General features: G+C 69.9%; 15 protein-coding genes and 2 tRNA genes. 9 read left to right on the top strand and 8 right to left on the bottom strand.

Annotated features, from left to right (window positions below; all coding sequences use genetic code 11):
- Positions 1-21: 21 nt before the first annotated feature.
- Together QM568_RS11700 and QM568_RS11705 are read right to left on the bottom strand one after the other, a co-directional pair.
- Positions 22-95: transfer RNA gene (locus tag QM568_RS11700), tRNA-Asp, on the bottom strand.
- A 27-nt stretch (positions 96-122) separates the two neighbouring features.
- Positions 123-195: transfer RNA gene (locus QM568_RS11705), tRNA-Glu, on the bottom strand.
- A gap of 210 nt (positions 196-405) precedes the next feature.
- On the opposite strand from QM568_RS11705, the gene QM568_RS11710 reads away from it, so the two are divergent.
- Positions 406-1,755: a M23 family metallopeptidase gene (locus tag QM568_RS11710; protein ID WP_415139006.1), complete on the top strand. Its 1,350-nt coding sequence runs from the start codon at positions 406-408 to the stop codon at positions 1,753-1,755.
- Between the two features lie 91 nt (positions 1,756-1,846).
- Here QM568_RS11710 and ppa read toward each other — a convergent pair whose 3' ends face one another.
- Entirely contained in the window at positions 1,847-2,338 is a 492-nt protein-coding gene (gene ppa / locus QM568_RS11715) for an inorganic diphosphatase (protein ID WP_415139008.1), read from the bottom strand.
- A gap of 129 nt (positions 2,339-2,467) precedes the next feature.
- On the opposite strand from ppa, the gene tilS reads away from it, so the two are divergent.
- A complete protein-coding gene (gene tilS, locus QM568_RS11720; RefSeq protein WP_415139010.1) occupies positions 2,468-3,454 on the top strand; it encodes a tRNA lysidine(34) synthetase TilS in 987 nt (328 codons plus the stop codon).
- Positions 3,455-3,504: 50 nt separating this feature from the next.
- On the opposite strand, the gene QM568_RS11725 is transcribed toward tilS, so the two are convergent.
- Positions 3,505-4,077: a DUF937 domain-containing protein gene (locus tag QM568_RS11725; RefSeq protein WP_415139012.1), complete on the bottom strand. Its 573-nt coding sequence runs from the start codon at positions 4,075-4,077 to the stop codon at positions 3,505-3,507.
- Positions 4,078-4,177: 100 nt separating this feature from the next.
- On the opposite strand from QM568_RS11725, the gene hpt reads away from it, so the two are divergent.
- Positions 4,178-4,729 carry a hypoxanthine phosphoribosyltransferase gene (gene hpt / locus QM568_RS11730; RefSeq protein ID WP_415139014.1) on the top strand — a complete coding sequence of 184 codons (552 nt, stop codon included), beginning with the start codon at positions 4,178-4,180 and terminating at the stop codon, positions 4,727-4,729.
- An 82-nt stretch (positions 4,730-4,811) separates the two neighbouring features.
- On the opposite strand, the gene QM568_RS11735 is transcribed toward hpt, so the two are convergent.
- On the bottom strand, positions 4,812-6,338 hold the full coding sequence (locus QM568_RS11735) for a nucleobase:cation symporter-2 family protein (protein WP_415139016.1): 1,527 nt from the start codon (positions 6,336-6,338) through the stop codon (positions 4,812-4,814).
- A gap of 53 nt (positions 6,339-6,391) precedes the next feature.
- Positions 6,392-7,309, bottom strand: a complete 918-nt coding sequence (gene pucL / locus QM568_RS11740; protein WP_415139018.1) for a factor-independent urate hydroxylase — start codon at positions 7,307-7,309, stop codon at positions 6,392-6,394.
- A gap of 192 nt (positions 7,310-7,501) precedes the next feature.
- Between pucL and QM568_RS11745 the strand changes: the two genes are divergently transcribed.
- Positions 7,502-8,143, top strand: coding sequence for a helix-turn-helix domain-containing protein (locus QM568_RS11745; protein ID WP_415139020.1), 642 nt, complete (start codon positions 7,502-7,504; stop codon positions 8,141-8,143).
- Positions 8,144-8,149: 6 nt separating this feature from the next.
- Here QM568_RS11745 and uraH read toward each other — a convergent pair whose 3' ends face one another.
- Positions 8,150-8,473, bottom strand: coding sequence for a hydroxyisourate hydrolase (gene uraH / locus QM568_RS11750; RefSeq protein ID WP_415139022.1), 324 nt, complete (start codon positions 8,471-8,473; stop codon positions 8,150-8,152).
- Entirely contained in the window at positions 8,470-8,994 is a 525-nt protein-coding gene (uraD, locus tag QM568_RS11755) for a 2-oxo-4-hydroxy-4-carboxy-5-ureidoimidazoline decarboxylase (protein WP_415139024.1), read from the bottom strand. The genes uraH and uraD overlap by 4 nt, the downstream gene beginning before the upstream one ends.
- A gap of 136 nt (positions 8,995-9,130) precedes the next feature.
- On the opposite strand from uraD, the gene allB reads away from it, so the two are divergent.
- From allB to QM568_RS11780, 5 genes are read left to right on the top strand one after another with little or no spacing between them, the layout of a single operon-like run.
- A complete protein-coding gene (gene allB, locus QM568_RS11760) occupies positions 9,131-10,543 on the top strand; it encodes an allantoinase AllB (RefSeq protein WP_415139026.1) in 1,413 nt (470 codons plus the stop codon).
- Entirely contained in the window at positions 10,540-11,664 is a 1,125-nt protein-coding gene (locus tag QM568_RS11765) for an acetamidase/formamidase family protein (protein WP_415139028.1), read from the top strand. The genes allB and QM568_RS11765 overlap by 4 nt, the downstream gene beginning before the upstream one ends.
- Entirely contained in the window at positions 11,657-13,294 is a 1,638-nt protein-coding gene (locus tag QM568_RS11770; RefSeq protein ID WP_415139030.1) for an AtzH-like domain-containing protein, read from the top strand. Before QM568_RS11765 ends, QM568_RS11770 begins: the two co-directional genes overlap by 8 nt.
- A gap of 38 nt (positions 13,295-13,332) precedes the next feature.
- On the top strand, positions 13,333-14,514 hold the full coding sequence (locus QM568_RS11775) for a pyridoxal-phosphate-dependent aminotransferase family protein (protein WP_415139131.1): 1,182 nt from the start codon (positions 13,333-13,335) through the stop codon (positions 14,512-14,514).
- 2 nt (positions 14,515-14,516) lie between these two features.
- Complete coding sequence (locus QM568_RS11780) at positions 14,517-15,830, top strand: allantoate amidohydrolase (RefSeq protein ID WP_415139032.1); 1,314 nt, start codon at positions 14,517-14,519, stop codon at positions 15,828-15,830.
- Positions 15,831-15,895 lie beyond the last annotated feature (65 nt).

Genomic DNA, 15,895 nt, shown 5'->3' on the forward strand with positions numbered 1-15,895 from the left:
AAGAAGGCCCGTCGCTTAGAGCGACCCTGACGGGACTTGAACCCGCGACCTCCGCCGTGACAGGGCGGCACGCTAACCAACTGCGCTACAGGGCCATACTGTTTTCGATTATATCGGAAGGGTGACCCCAACGGGATTCGAACCCGTGCTACCGCCGTGAAAGGGCGGCGTCCTAGGCCGCTAAACGATGGGGCCGAGTCAGTCCCGGGGGACTTCCTTGCCGACGCTCAAGCATAAGCGATGCGATGCCGAAATCGCGAATCGAGGGCGCGTCCGCTTCCGCCCGGGCGTGTTCAGGAGGACGATGGTTGTGTTCGCCATGCCGGGGAGAACAGTCGCCATACCTGTTGCGGATGTGAAAGTTGTTGCTACTGTGGCATGAGTGAAACCGGCGGAAGGGGCCGTGTGAACGACAAGCCAACGATCGCAGAGAGCGCGGAGGCGGCATCCGAAGACTGCGGGTGCGCCCCTACGCCCGCGGAGCAGCGCGCCCTCTGGGGCGGCCGGTTCAGCCGCCGCCACGCACTCGGCCTCGGAGCGCTCGGCGCCGTCGCGCTCAGCGCCTTCGGCGTCGGCACGGGGATCTCCGCAGCCTACGCCGCGGAGTACCCCAGCTGGGACGACGTGCAGAACGCCATGGCCAGTGAGGCCGCCAAGGCCGCCGAGATCACCCGCATCCAGGGTCTCATCGACGCGCTCACGCAGCGCGTCGCCGAGACGCAGGCCGCGGCCGAGGCCGCGGGGGCCGCGTTCTTCGAAGCGCAGCAGGAGTTCTTCGACGCCGCCGCCCGCGCCGACGAACTGCAGTCCAAGGCCGACGTCCAGGCGGCGACGGCCGATGAGGCGGAGCGCAAGGCGGCGCAGGTCGCCACCCAGCTCTACCGCGCCGGCGGCGATGACACCTCGCTCGAACTGTTCTTCTCCGGGTCGTCGAAGAACGCCGATGAGCTGCTGTCGCGCCTGGGCACGATGGACAAGGTCTACGCCTACACGCAGAAGATCTACGACACCGCCGTCCAGGCGCGCAACACCGCGCAGTCGCTCAGCGATCAGGCCGTTCTCGCCCGTGACGAGCGCGACCGCCTGCAGAAGATCGCCGAGCAGAAGATGATCGAGGCGCAGGCCGCGGCCGACGCCGCCCAGGCGGCTCTCGACGAGCAGACGACGAACCTCGCCACGATGCAAGCGCAGCTCGCCGCCCTCAAGGACGCCACTGCGACCACGGTCGCCGCCTACCAGGAGGGCGTCCGCGTCCGTGAGGAGGAAGAGCGCCGCCGCCAGGAGGAGGAGAACAAGAGGAACCAGGAGAACAACGGCGGTGGAGGCGGTGGCGTTGTCGTCGGCGCCGACGGCTGGGTGCGGCCGCACGGCGGATACCGCAGCTCCGGCTACGGTCCCCGCGTCAAGCCCTGCCCTTCCTGCTCGAGCTTCCACTACGGCGTCGACCTCGCCAACGGATGCGGAGCGCCGATCTACGCCGCGCACGCGGGCACGGTCGACGCGGCCTTCTACAACGGCGGGTACGGCAACTACATCCGCATCCAGCACGGCGGCGGTGTGGCCTCGGGCTACGCGCACATCCGTCCAGGGGGCTTCGCCGTCGGCAGCGGTCAGTGGGTCGAAGCCGGTCAGGTCATCGCCTACTCCGGCACGACCGGCGCGTCGACCGGCTGCCACCTGCACTTCGAGGTCTACATCAACGGACGCACGACGAACCCCATCGACTTCCTCGCCGCGCGGGGCATCTCGGTCTGAGCATCCGCTCTTCGTCTGCGACGCACCGCACGACGAGGAATCCCCCGGCCGCAGAGCGACCGGGGGATTCGTCGTATTAGCCGGATGCGGGTCAGTGACCCTGCTCGCCGAAACGGACGATCGCCTCGTCGAGGATGCGCTGCGCCTCGGCGGCGTCGCCCCACTCATCGACCTTGACCCACTTGCCCGGCTCGAGGTCCTTGTAGTGCTCGAAGAAGTGCGAGATCTCCTTCTTGGTGTACTCCGCCAGGTCGTCGACGTCCTGGATGTGGGCCCAGCGGGGGTCCTTCGACAGCACGGCGACGAGCTTGTCGTCGCCACCGGCCTCGTCGCTCATCTTGAGCACGGCGACGGGGCGCACCTCGACGACGACGCCGGGGTAGATGGCGTGGTCGAGGAGCACCAGCACGTCGAGGGGATCGCCGTCTTCGCCGAGTGTGTTGTCGAAGTAGCCGTAGTCGGCGGGGTAGCCGAAGGTCGTGTACAGCACGCGGTCGAGGTGCACTCGTCCGGTCTCGTGGTCGACCTCATACTTCACGCGGCTGCCGCGCGGGATCTCGATGACGGCGTCGTGTGCGCCCATGAATGTGCTCCTCAGGAAAAGACGGGTGGATGCCGGCACCAGCCTACCCGCGCAGGTCGGCCGGTGCTGGAGGGCGTTCATGACCGAGAACGTCGCCCAGGACAGCGCCGACGCGACTAACGTCGTACCGTGCCCTCCCTCGACCCCGCCATCGCCGAGATCCGCCTCGCCGTTCGCACGGCGCTCGCCGATCTGCCCGCAGGATCCGTCGTGCTCGTCGCGGTCTCGGGCGGCGCGGACTCCCTCGCCCTCGCCGCCGCCGTCGGCTTCGAGGCGCGGGCGCTGGACCTGCGGGCGGCCTCATTGACGGTCGACCACGGCCTGCAGGAGGGGTCGGATGCCGTGGCCCGCCGTGCCGCGCAGACCGCCGGCTCCCTCGGACTGGATCCCCTCGTCGTCACCGTGGACGTCGGCTCTGCGGGGGGGCCGGAGAACGCGGCGCGCGAGGCGCGCTACGGCGTGCTGCGTGACGCCGCCCTCGACATCGGCGCTGCCGCGGTGCTGCTCGGCCACACCCTCGATGACCAGGCCGAGACCGTGCTGCTGGGCCTCGCCCGCGGTTCGGGGGCGACGAGCCTTCAGGGCATGGCGCCGGTCAGGGAGGACGAGGACGGCGTGCGCTGGGTGCGACCGCTCCTGGGCGTGCGGCGTGAGCGGACGAGGGCGTTCTGCGCGGCATCCGCTCTGGAGGTCTGGGAGGACCCGCACAACGCCGACGACCGCTTCGCGCGCGTCCGCGTGCGCCGGAGCGTGCTGCCGGTGCTGGAAGCCGAGCTCGGTCCGGGCATCGCCGAGGCGCTCGCCCGCACCGCCGAGCAGCTGCGCGAGGACGCCGAGGCCTTCGACGAGATGATCCACGAGACGATCGAGGACATCGTCGAGCACGCGGAGGCGGGGATCTCCGTCAGCGCCGCCGCCCTCGCCGCGAACCCCGCGGCGCTGCGCAACCGGATCATCCGTCTCGTCGCATCGAGCGAGTTCGGCGCCGCGCTGACCCGCACGCAGACCCTGGAGGTCGCCCGGCTCGTGACCGACTGGTCGGGTCAGGGGCCGATCGACCTTCCAGGATGCTCCGCCGCACGCGTCGGCGGAAGGGTCGTCTTCACGGCGCGCTGAGACGTTTCGTCTCGATCCCCGGCACTCCCTCGCGGAGCGAGCGGGGGACGCTACTTCTTGCCGCCGAAGAGGCCGCCGAGAAGATCGCCGATCCCGCCGCCAGAGCCGCCGCCGAGGAGTCCCCCGAGCACGTCTGCGATGCCGCCGCCGCCGGAGCTGCTCTCGCTGCCGCCGCCGAGGAGCCCTCCGATGATGTCGCCGATGCCGCCGCTGGAGCTTGCGTCTTCCGCCTTCTTGTCCTTGTTCGCGTTCGCGATGAGGCCCATGATGATGGGCGCCAGGATCGGCAGGAGCTTGCCGAAGTCGATGCCGGCGGTCTTGTCCGACTGCGTGAGCTTCTCGGCGACCTGCTGCTTGTCTGCCCCGAGGATGTGCGAGACGATCTTGCCGCCGTCGGCCTCGTCGACCTCGTCGACGGAGCGGACGCCGGATGCGCCCTCATGGCGCTTGAGGGCGTTCTCGATCGCCGAGGAGCCCTCCTCGGTGGAGGCGTTCTTCGCGAGACCGCCCAGCAGCACCGCACCGCCCTGCTGCACCGCCTCGCGGGCGACGTCGGTGGAGACGCCGAGCTTCTTCGCGATGTCGTCGATCGGGACCTGCGAGAGGAGGTCGTCAAGGGCCATGGTGGTTCCTTCCGGGTACTCGGGGCGTCTGTGCCCCTGCGCTGAGGATACCCGGATGCCGCGGGGCACGGCATCCGTTCCGATCACCTAAAATCGATCCATGCGCGCCGCGGACATCCAGGACGACCTTGCCGAGATCCTCGTCACAGAGGAGGAGATCCGCGCCAAGCTCGATGAGCTCGCCCTGCGCGTCGCCGCCGACTACGAGGGTAAGGACCTGCTCCTCGTCGGCGTGCTCAAGGGCGCCGTCATGGTGATGGCCGACTTCGCCCGCGCGCTGCCGTTTCACGCACCCGTCGACTTCATGGCGGTCTCGAGCTACGGTGCGAGCACGAAGTCGAGCGGCGTCGTGCAGATCCGCAAGGACCTCGACACCGACCTGCACGGCAAGCACGTGCTCATCGTCGAGGACATCATCGACTCGGGCCTGACGCTGAGCTGGCTCCTGGAGAACTTCGCTTCGCGCGGCGCCGAATCGATCGAGGTGCTGGCGCTGCTGCGCAAGCCGGAAGCCGCCAAAGTCGAGATCGACTGCAGGTACGTGGGCTTCGACATCCCCACCGATTTCGTCGTCGGCTACGGCCTCGACTACGGCGAGCGCTACCGCAATCTGCGCGACGTGGCGGTGCTCGCACCGCACGTGTACAGCTGAGCGCTCCCGGACGAACAAACACAGGGCGCAGATCCGCTCTTCCCTGGAAGCGGACCCGCGCCCTGCGGCAAATCCCCGAACGTCAGTGCGTGTCGTCGGGGTCCTTCGCGCGGGTGCCCTCGATGCGTCCGTCCAGCTCGTAGGAGTCGGGTTCGAGGGTGCCTCCGCTGCGGAGCACCTTGATCTCCGTCGTCTGCACCTGCAGGGCAGGGGCGGCGGCCAGGTCGCTTGGTTCCTCGGGCGTTCCGGGGAGGAATACGTTGAAGAACAGGTTCAACAGCACTGCCACGATGGCAGCCGAGCTGATGCCGGAGTGGAAGATCGTCACGAACCACGACGGGAAGGCGTGCCAGAAGTCGGACGAGACCACCGGGATCAGCCCGAAGGCGAGCGAGGTCGCCACGATCACGAGGTTGTTGTTGCCCGCGTAGGACACCTTCGACAGCGTCCGCACGCCGCTGGCTGCCACCGTTCCGAACAGCACGACGCCGGCGCCGCCGAGGACGGGGCCGGGGATCAGGCTGAACACAGCGGATGCCATCGGCGAAAGGCCGAGCACGAGCAGCACGACGCCGCCGGCGGCCACGGCGAAGCGGCTCTTGATACCTGTCAGTGCGACCAGACCGACGTTCTGAGCGAAGGCGGATGCGGGGAAGGCATTGAACACCGGGGCGATGGCCGTGGAGATCATGTCGGCGCGCAGGCCGTCGCCGACGCGCCGGGAGTCGACCTTCGTGCCGACGACCTCGCCGACGGCGAGCAGGTCGGCCGTCGTCTCGACCATGATCACCAGGATTACGATGAACATCGAGATGATGGCGCCGATCTCGAAGATCGGCATGCCGAACGCGAACGGCTGCGGGAATGCGAACACCGCCGCTTCGCCGACCGGCGAGACGTCGACCTTGCCGATGATGAGAGCGACGATCGTGCCGATCGCCAGTCCCAGCAGCACAGCGAGCCGGGAGAGCATCGGGATCTTGCTGAGCACCAGCACCACCAGCAGGGTGAACAGGGCAAGGCCGATGTTGTCGAGCGCGGCGAAGTTGGGGTTGTCCACCACCTCGCCGTCGACGGTGATCGTCGCCTGGCCGGTGATCCATCCTGCGGCGACGGGCATGAGCGACAGCCCGATCACGGTGATGATCGATCCGGTGACGACGGCCGGGAACAGCCTGACGACGCGGGCGAAGAACGGCGTGATCACCAGGCCGATGACGGCGGCTGCGATGATCGCGCCGTAGACGTGCTGCAGGCCCTCACCTCCGTCATCGCCGATGATCGCGAGCATGGTGGACACGGCGGCGAAGGAGGTGCCCTGCACGAGCGGGAGCTGGGCGCCGAAGAACGGCACGCCGAGCGTCTGCAGCATGGTGGCCAGGCCGCTCACGAACAGCCCGCATGCCACGAGCAGCGCCCGCTCTGCGGTGTCGAGCCCTGCGGCGCCGCCGACGATGAGCGGAACGGCGATCACGCCGCCGAACATCGCGAGGATGTGCTGGATGCCATAGCCGAAGGTGGGCCCGAGGCCGAGGCGCTCGTCCTCCGGGCGGCCGGTGGCGGCTTTGGATCTGGTCTTCTTGTTCTTGACGGTGGGGGAGGTTGTCATGGTTCCTCGATTCCTCGTGCGCGCCGGGGCGTACCAGGCGCGCGTACGACGGCTCAGATGAAGGTGGGCACGTCGAGCCAGGCGGCAGGGGTGGGGGAGGCGCCGTCGCGGATGACGGTTCCTTCGATCAGCCCGTAGGGGCGATCGGCGGCGATGAAGACCTCGTTGGGGTTCTCCAGGCCGAACGGGCTCAGGTCGTACACGAAGTGATGCTTGTTGGGCATGGCGAAACGCACCTCGGCGATCTCCGGGCGCGCCGTGATCGCCGCCTTGCCCATCTCGAACAGTGTCTGCTGCAGTGCGAGGGAGTGCACGGTGGCGAAGGTCGACAGGAGGATGGCGGTGACCTCTTCGTACAGGCCGTTGTAGTCGATGTCGGCCTCGACGGCCTCAGGCAGGTAACGCCAGCGGCCGGTGACCGAGGTCGCCATGATCCGGTCATTGGTCTCGACCAGCGTGGTGTACTTGTCGCGCGGGAAGCCGGCGAACTCGCTGCCGGTGGACTTCAGCACCACGAGGTCCTTCACGCCACCGGTGACGTGGGTCTCGCCGTCCACGATCTGCACGGTGGCAAGGCGCGTGCCCTGGCCCTTGCGGACGAAGGAGTGGTCGTGTCCGGCGCCATCGACGACGATGCGCTCCCACTCGTACTTCTCGGCCTGCCAGAGCCCGCCCTCGATCCAGTCGAACTCTCCGGTGAAGTGGGCGCCGAGCTTGAGCAGGAACTCTTCCGGCGAAGAGATTCCGTACTCCTTGGCGAAGGCGAAGGCCGTGTTCTTCTGTGTGTCTGTGGCGACGACGAGGCTGTTGTCGCCCGTCAGGTAGGAGTCGACCAGCTTCTCGCCGCGCAACTGCGACGTCACATTCAGGTCGATGATCTCGTGCCGTGCCGTGTCGCGCACGATGCGCACCACACGGTTCTCGGCCTTGCCGTACTTGTTCGATCCCAGGGTCACGCTCACATCGGTCATCAGGATGTCGTCCTCTCGGTGTTCGCCCCCGGCGGTGAATCGGGCGCCTAACTGTGAAGCTATGCCTTAACATGTCCGGATCGATTACGGTCCTGTTAAGAGGTCGTTTCAACTGATGAGCGCCGATCGGCGTCGCGGCGCGGTATTCTGGCGTCGCCGCGTCTCATCTGCGGCACGGCAGAGGGAGTGCGCGTGTCAGAGCGGCAGACGGCGGCATCGATCGGGGGACGGCTGCGTCAACTGCGCACCGGGTCCGGTCGCTCGTTGCGCTCCGTCGCAGAGGCGGTCGGCATCTCCTCCAGCGCGCTTTCGCAGATCGAGACCGGGATCATGCAGCCGTCTGTGAACCGCCTGGTCGAGCTCGTCAGCGTGCTCGGGGTGCCCGTCTCGGCGATCTTCGAGGACTCGGACGTGCTCCGACCGGTGTCGGTGGATGGCGGCGAGGTCAGCGAGCCGATCCCCGGTGTCGTCGTCCAGGGCGGTCAGGCGGAGATGACCCTGGGGCAGGGCGTCATCTACCGTCGGCTGACGCCGACCCGCATCGACGGCGTGGACTTCTTCGAGACCGTCTATCCACCGCTGACGACCTCCAGTGTCGATGGCGCCATGCTCGTGCACGAGGGGTACGAGGTGGGGCGCGTCCTGAGCGGGACGCTGCTCTTCGAGTTCTCCGAGGGCTCGGTGCAGCTCGGCCCCGGCGAGGCGCTGTCGTTCTGGGCCACCCGCCCGCACCGTGTCGTCAATGAGTCGCCCGATGTCAGTGCCTGCGCCATCTGGCTCACCCTGCGCAACTGGCGCGAAGGCGCCGATCGCGAAGACACCGAGGTCGGCTGATCGCTCTCAGCTGCCGCGGTAGGTGGAGTACGCGAACGGGCTGAGCAGCAGCGGCACGTGGTAGTGCGGGCGATCGGACACCGTGAACGCCACGCTCACCGAGGGGTAGAAGGTCGGGACACCCTGCCCCGCGAAATACCCGGCGGTGTCGAAGACGAGCGTGTACTCACCCGGGCCGAGCACCTCCGGTCCGATCCCGAGACGTCCGTCGTCGTCGGTGACCCCCCGCTCGATCTCGGTCCCGTCGGACGTGTGCAGCACGACGGCGACGCCGGCGGCGGGGAAGCCGGAGGCGGCATCCAGGATGTGCGTGGTCAGATGGCTGGTCATCGTCGGGCCTCCGCTGTCGAATCGGGCGTGTGCAGGGTCTGTCGAAGTCGCAGCAGGGCGATCTCGCGCAGTTGCGCGAGGGACTCGGTGGCCTCTGCCGCATCGTCGTTGCCGAGCCTGCGGAGGGCCTCGGCGAGCATCTCTTCGGGCGACCGGCCGGCGGCGCGGATCAGGAAGACGCGTCCGAAGCGCTCTTCGTACGCCGCGTTCGCTGCGGCCATCTCGTCAGCGATCGCAGCGGATGTGCCGGCCATCGACGCCTGCTCCCGGCGCGAGGCGTCGGCCTCGGCGCCGGAGCCTGTGGGGCGCTGACCGATGCGCGGGTGGTGCGCCAGCGCGGCATCGAGGTCGGCGGCATCCCACGTCCGCGAGGCGGTCTCGGCGGCATCCGCTGCCTCGTCCACCGAGGCGTACGGCCGGCCTGAGACGACCTGCTCGACCCACGCGGGGATGGCAACCCAGACGCTCGCTGCGGCGGAGGCCTCGGCGGGGCTGGCCTGGTTGAACTGGTCGAGGTCCATGCCGAGACGGTACCGGATACCGGATTTCCGGGGCGTTACAACTGTCGTGTCGATGACGCAGCCCAGGGGGAAACATCGGCGCAACACGAGCGGTCTAGCGTGAGGTTAAGCGATAGGTTCACAGACGGAGGATGACGTGGCACACACGGGACTCACGATCCAGGCGGCCAACGCCTGGATCGACGGTGCCTTCCGCCCAGCGCAGGTCGAGGTCGAGGGCGGCGTGATCGCCCGCATCGGCGCGCCCGTCCACCGACGCGGCCCCCTCATCCGTGTGCCGGACGATGCCGTGCTGCTGCCAGGTCTCGTCGACGCGCACGTGCACGTGAACGAGCCGGGGCGGACGGAGTGGGAGGGCTTCCGCTCGGCCACACTCGCCGCTGCCGCCGGTGGCGTGACCACGATCGTCGATATGCCGCTGAACTCGATCCCGCCGACGACCACGGTCGAGGCGCTGAAGATCAAGCGCGGCGCGGCCGCGCACTCGGCGTACGTCGACATCGGATTCTGGGGCGGTGCGGTGCCGGGCAACCTCGGCGCACTCGCCCCGCTGCACCGGGCCGGGGTGTTCGGTTTCAAGTGCTTCCTCTCGCCCTCCGGCGTGGACGAATTCGGTCATCTCGACCAGGAGCAGCTGATCGCGGCCATGACCGAGATCGCGGCGCTCGGATCGCGGCTGATCGTGCACGCCGAGGACCCTGCGCTGCTCGGCGGTGACCGCGCGCTCGGCGCCGACTACGCCGCTTTCCTGCAATCGCGTCCGCCGGAGAGCGAGGCGTCGGCGATCGCAACCGTCATCGACGGCGTTCGGCGCACCGGATGCCGCACCCACATCCTCCATCTCAGCGACGCCGGCTCGTTGGCGGCCATCCGCTCCGCGAAGGCCGAAGGCCTGCCGCTGACGGTCGAGACCTGCCCGCACTACCTGACCATCGCCGCCGAGGACATCCCGGCGGGGGCCGCGGCCTTCAAATGCTGCCCCCCGATCCGCGAAGCCGCCAACCGGGACCTGCTCTGGGAAGGCGTCGTCGACGGCTCCATCGACGCGATCGTGAGCGACCATTCGCCCAGCACCGTGGAGCTCAAGACGACCGGCGGTGGCGACTTCGGCCTGGCCTGGGGCGGCATCTCGGGTCTGCAGGTCGGCCTGTCCGCGGTGTGGACCGAGGCGCGCCGTCGCGGCATCCCGCTCTCCGCCCTCGTACCGTTGTTCACCGCCGGACCCGCAGCGGTGGCAGGGCTTGCGGGGGCCGGCGTGCTCGCTGAGGGAGCCCCGGCGCACCTGACCGTGTTCGGCGTGGACGACTCGTTGCCGGTCGACGCGCGTCGGCTTCGGCACCGCAACCCGATCTCCGCCTACGATGGCCGCGTGCTGAAGGGACGCATCCGGCGCACCTGGTTGCACGGCGACCTGGTGTTCGACGCATCGGAGGGGGGAGCCGGGGAGTCTCCGGATTTCCGCGGAGAACCATCGGGCACGCTGCTGTCGGCAGCGACGGGCGAAGACGCGCGGGCGCAGAAGCTCGCGGAGACGGGAGCGGGGAGATGACGACGAGAGATGCGGCAGAGCTGGTGCTCGCCGATCTGCCGGTGCTGCAGCGCGGAGAGGGGGAGATCCCCGGCGACACCTACCTGCCCGCCACCCCTGAGACCGTGCTGTGGGGGCGGCTGCCCTGCCGTGCGGATGCCCCTGTGCTGAGCATCCCCGCTGGTACGACCGTGACGATCGACACGGTGAGCCACGAGGGCATCCTGGAGGACCAGGGCAAGGATCCGCTGGCCTACTTCACCGGCCACGGCGTGCCGGCGTCGGCCGTGCTCGACGACGCGATCGAGATCGCCGCAGCTCTCTCGCGCGATCCGGCGGCCGACGGCCCGCACGTCGTCACCGGCCCGATCCTCATCGAGGGCGCACAGCCCGGCGACCTGCTGCGCATCACCGTCGAGCGCCTGGTGCCCCGAGTGCCCTATGGCGTCATCTCGAACCGGCACGGCAAGGGCGCGCTGGTCGGCGAGCTTCCCCGCGGGGCGGGGAACGTCAGCGTCTTCACCCCGGTCGAGCGCCGGGCGGACGCTCTGGTCGGGGCGCTTCCGGTCACCGAGGGCGGCCAGCGCATCGTGGCGTTCCCGCTCGCCCCGTTCCTGGGCACGATGGGCGTGGCGGTGGCCGCGGACGAGAGGCCGCACTCCGTGCCGCCCGGTGCGCACGGCGGCAACATCGATGTGAACCTGCTGGTGGAGGGCGCAGTGCTCTACCTCCCGGTGCAGGTCGAGGGCGCGCTGGCCTACGTCGGCGACCCGCACTTCGCGCAGGGTGACGGCGAGGTGGCGCTCACGGCGCTGGAGGCCTCGTTGCGCGCGACGCTGCGCTTCGATGTGGTGCCGGCTGCGCAGGCGCGAGACGAGTTCGGCGAGGTCGCAGGTCCCCTGATCCGGGCCGCAGGGTACCTGGTCCCCACCGGACTCGACCCTGATCTCAACGAGGCGATGCGGGCCTGCGTTCGTGCCGCCATCGCGCTGATCCGCGCCCGCTGGGGCCTGGACGAGCACCTGGCCTACGCCTATCTCAGTGCCGCCTGCGACTTCGACATCTCGCAGGTGGTCGACATCGTGTGCGGGGTGCATGCCCGCATCCGGGAGTCCGACTTCGCGGAGGTGTCGCGTGGCTGAGCGCGTGGCCCCGCGTGGTGCACAGAGCGTGCCCGCCGACCTGCTCGCGGCGTTCTGGGCGTACGAGGATGCGATCCTCGCCAACGACCTGGAGGCCCTCGACGCGGCGTTCGCGCCCGGACCCGACACGATCCGCGGCGACGCGGCCGGCCTGCTCGTCGGCCACGACGCGATCTCGGCCTTCCGCGGCATCCGTGGCGGTGTGCCAGCGCGCGTGATCGAGCGCATCGAGCACCGCGCGCTCAGCGCGGATGCCGCACTCCTCGTGTCCGTGTCGCGGTTCGTCGGCGGTGGCACCGGCCTGCAGACGCAGCTGTGGGAGACGCGGGACGGATGCTGGGTGATCACCGCCGCCCACGTGACGGCCCGCGCGCAGGCGCTGGATCGCTCGGTGTGGCGGATGGTGGGCGACCCTCTGTTCCAGGGCGCCTGGGACGGCCCGCTCGCAGGCCTCACGGTCGCCGTGAAAGACCTGTTCGCGATCAAGGGCTACCGCATCGGCGCCGGCGTGCCCGCCTTCCTCGACGACTCCCGGCCCGAGACCACGACGGCGCCGGCGGTGGCAGACCTGCTCCGAGGCGGCGCGTCTCTTCGGGGCATCGCGCGCACCGACGAGTTCGCCTACAGCATCGCGGGCGACAACGTGCACTACGGCACTCCGCCCAACGGCGCATTGCCGGGGGCGCTGCCTGGCGGATCGTCGAGCGGTCCGGCATCCGCTGTCGCCACGGGGCAGGCCGAGATCGGTCTCGCGACCGACACCGCAGGCTCCATCCGCGTTCCGGCCTCGTATCAGGGGCTGTGGGGCCTTCGGACAACGCACGGACTCGTGCCGAGGCAGGGTCTGCTGCCGCTGGCGCAGTCCTTCGACACCGTCGGCTGGCTCACCCGCGACTCGGCGACCCTGCAGCGCGTCGCCGACTGGTGCCTCAGCTACGACGGCTCCGAGTCGACCGAGAGCGTGTACGGCCCCTCCGGCGCCGACCTGCCGTGGCGGCTGCTGGTCGTGGAGGAGGCCGTCGCCGCTGCCGAACCCGAGACCGGGGCCGCCTTCGAGCGGTTCCTCTCGCAAATCGCCGCCGTGGGCGACGCCCCCGAGATCGAGTCCGTGAGCATCGGCGATCTCGACGAGTACCTGGGCGCGTTCCGCACCGTGCAGGGCGCGGAGGCCTGGCGGAACAACGGCGACTGGCTGCGAGAGCACCCAGGGGCTGTCGGCCCGGCCGTCGCCGAGCGGTTCCGCGACGCCGCCGCCGTCACCGCAGAGGACGAGGCCGCCGCACGCGGCCGGCTGAGCGTCCTGCGCGATCGGCTTCAGGCTTTGGTGCGACGAGGCGTGCTGATCATGCCGACCGTTCCAGGTCCTGCGCCGATGCGCACGCACACCGGGGACAGGGTCGCCGCTGTGCGTGCCGCGACCCTGCGGATGACGACGCCGGCCGCGATCGGCGGGCTGCCGTCGCTGTCGGCGCCTTTGCTCACGGTGGCCTCCGCCCTCGGCCCCGCACCCGTCGGCGTCGCGCTCATCTCGGCGGAGGGCACCGACATCGCGCTCGTGCGGCTGGCCCGACGCCTCGAGGAATCCACGCGCCGCCGGATCGACCCCGACCAGAGAGGAACTGCATCGTGACCGATCTCGGACCGATCGACCCGCCGCATCGCCTGTTGATGGGCCCCGGCCCGATCTCGGCGTACCCCGGAGTGCTGCGGGCGATGTCCGCGCCCCTGGTGGGGCAGTACGACCCGTTCATGACGAGCGCGATGGTCGAGACCCAGGAGCTGTACCGCAGCGTGTGGGCGACCCGGAATGACGCCACCCTGCTCATCGACGGCACATCCCGCGCCGGCATCGAGGCGGCCCTGGTCTCGCTGCTGCGCCCCGGCGACCGCGTGCTGGTACCGGTGTTCGGCCGCTTCGGGCACCTGCTCGCCGAGATCGCCGAGCGCGCGATGGCCGAGGTGCACATCATCGAGACCGGGTGGGGGCAGGTGTTTCCGGTGTCGGCCATCGAGGAGGCGATCGTGCGGGTCAAGCCGCATCTGCTCGCCCTGGTGCAGGGCGACACCTCCACCACGATGAACCAGCCGCTGGACGAGGTGGGCGCGGTCTGCGCGCGGCACGGGGTCCTGTTCTACAGCGACGCCACGGCATCCCTGGGCGGCAACGACTTCGAGACCGATGCGTGGGGGCTGGATGCCGCCACGGCAGGCTTGCAGAAGTGCCTCGGCGGGCCGTCCGGTTCCTCCCCGATCACGCTGTCCGATCGCGCCGTCGCGGTGATCTCCTCCCGCAAGCGGATCGAGGCCGGCATCCGCGAGCAGGACGACCCGGATGCCGCGGACTTCGTGCGCTCGAACTACTTCGACCTCGGGATGATCCTGGACTACTGGGGGCCGCGTCGGCTGAACCACCACACCGAGGCCACCTCGATGCTCTACGGCGCACGCGAGTGCGCGCGGCTGCTGCTGGCAGAGGGCCGCGAAGCGGTGATCGAGAGGCACCGGCTGGCCGGCGAGGCCATGCTCGCCGGTGTGCGGGGCCTCGGGCTCACGGTGTTCGGCGACGTGGCGCACAAGATGAACAACGTCGTCGCCGTGGAGATCCCGGACGGCGTGCCCGGCGACACCGCCCGCGCCGCGCTGCTGGACGATTTCGCGATCGAGATCGGCACCTCCTTCGGGCCGCTGCACGGTCGCGTGTGGCGGATCGGGACGATGGGCTACAACGCCCGCAAGGACGCCGTGCTGACGACGCTGGCGGCGCTGGAGGCCGTGCTTCGGCGGTTCGGCGCCCCGGTGCCGGTGGGTGGCGGGGTCGAAGCCGCTGCTGACGTCTACCGGGGGGCGTGAGGATGCCTGGACGCCTGATCGGCGTCGACCGCGATCGGATCCAGGTCGCGGCTCGCCGGGTGATGGCGCGATGCGATGAGCTCGCCAGGGTCACCGCGACTCCGGGTGAGGGGATCGAGCGCATCTACCTCTCGCCCGAGCACGCGCGCGTGAACCGTCTGGTGGCGGAGTGGATGCGCGAGATCGGGATGTCCACCCGGCAGGATGCCGCAGGCAACCAGGTCGGTCGGATCGACCGCGGCGATCGGGATGCCCCGGCGCTCATGCTCGGCTCTCATCTGGACACCGTGCCGGATGCCGGCCGCTTCGACGGCATCGTCGGCGTGCTGATGGCACTGGAGGTCGTCCGGCTGCTGCGCGTGCCAGGAGAGGGGGGTCTCGAGGCGACGGTGCCGCTGCCGTTCGCGCTGGAGGTGATCGCCTTCTCGGACGAAGAGGGCACTCGGTTCGGCAAGGCGCTGCTCGGCTCATCGGCCGTCGCAGGCTCCTGGCGCGACGAGTGGTGGGCGTTGACGGATGCCGCCGGCGTCACGCTCCGAGAGGCGTTCCGCGACTTCGGCCTGGATCCTGGTCGTGTCGGCGAGGCCGCGCGGTCGCCGGAGGAGCTCGTCGGCTACCTGGAGGCGCACATCGAGCAGGGCCCGGAGCTGGACCGTCGAGGGGAGTCGTTGGCGGTCGTGTCTTCGATCGCGGGGGCACGGCGGTTCCAGATCGTGGTGGAGGGGGAGGCCAGGCATGCCGGTGGCACGCCCTATGAGTCGCGCAGGGATGCGCTGCTCGGCGCCAGCGAGGCAGCACTGGCGGTGGAGCGGATCTGCCGTGCAGAGCACCACATCGTCGGCACCGTCGGGCAACTGGAGGCCTATCCCGGCGCGGTGAACATCGTGCCGGGCGAGGCGCGGCTCAGCCTCGACCTGCGCGGCGAGCTGGACGGCTCGCGCGACCGCGTGTGGAGCGCGATCTCCCGCGACCTGGACGAGATCATGGGGCGTCGCGGGCTGCGTTGGCGGGCGCGCGAGGTGCACGCCGCCCCTGCGGTGTTCTGCGCGCCGATCCTGCAGGACGTCGTGCGCGAGGGCGTGCTCAGCACGCTGCCGGCCGGGGCGGACGACCCGGCGACCATCTTCAGCCGCGCCGGCCACGACGGCATGGCCATCGCCGGGATCGCCGACGTCGGGATGCTGTTCCTGCGCAATCCGGACGGCATCAGCCACCATCCGGACGAGGCCGTCGCGGCGGCCGACGTCGCCGTCGGCATCCAGGCTCTGGCCGAGGCGGTGCTGCACCTGGGGGCCGAGCACGCCACCGGCCGGTGAGCGAGGCTGCGTTCATCGCTACGCCGTGGGTGAACGCACAGCGGAGGGCAAGGGCGCGCGCGATA

This window comes from Microbacterium sp. (assembly GCF_047607465.1).
Lineage (GTDB): Bacteria > Actinomycetota > Actinomycetes > Actinomycetales > Microbacteriaceae > Microbacterium.

Excerpts from the sequence above, each read along its gene's own strand:
- ppa (WP_415139008.1), bottom strand. The coding sequence starts at position 2,338 with ATGGGCGCACACGACGCCGTCATCGAGATCCCGCGCGGCAGCCGCGTG.
- QM568_RS11725 (WP_415139012.1), bottom strand. The coding sequence starts at position 4,077 with ATGGCCCTTGACGACCTCCTCTCGCAGGTCCCGATCGACGACATCGCG.
- hpt (WP_415139014.1), top strand. The coding sequence starts at position 4,178 with ATGCGCGCCGCGGACATCCAGGACGACCTTGCCGAGATCCTCGTCACA.
- QM568_RS11735 (WP_415139016.1), bottom strand. The coding sequence starts at position 6,338 with ATGACAACCTCCCCCACCGTCAAGAACAAGAAGACCAGATCCAAAGCC.
- pucL (WP_415139018.1), bottom strand. The coding sequence starts at position 7,309 with ATGACCGATGTGAGCGTGACCCTGGGATCGAACAAGTACGGCAAGGCC.
- uraH (WP_415139022.1), bottom strand. The coding sequence starts at position 8,473 with ATGACCAGCCATCTGACCACGCACATCCTGGATGCCGCCTCCGGCTTC.
- uraD (WP_415139024.1), bottom strand. The coding sequence starts at position 8,994 with ATGGACCTCGACCAGTTCAACCAGGCCAGCCCCGCCGAGGCCTCCGCC.
- QM568_RS11765 (WP_415139028.1), top strand. The coding sequence starts at position 10,540 with ATGACGACGAGAGATGCGGCAGAGCTGGTGCTCGCCGATCTGCCGGTG.
- QM568_RS11775 (WP_415139131.1), top strand. The coding sequence starts at position 13,333 with ATGGGCCCCGGCCCGATCTCGGCGTACCCCGGAGTGCTGCGGGCGATG.
- QM568_RS11780 (WP_415139032.1), top strand. The coding sequence starts at position 14,517 with ATGCCTGGACGCCTGATCGGCGTCGACCGCGATCGGATCCAGGTCGCG.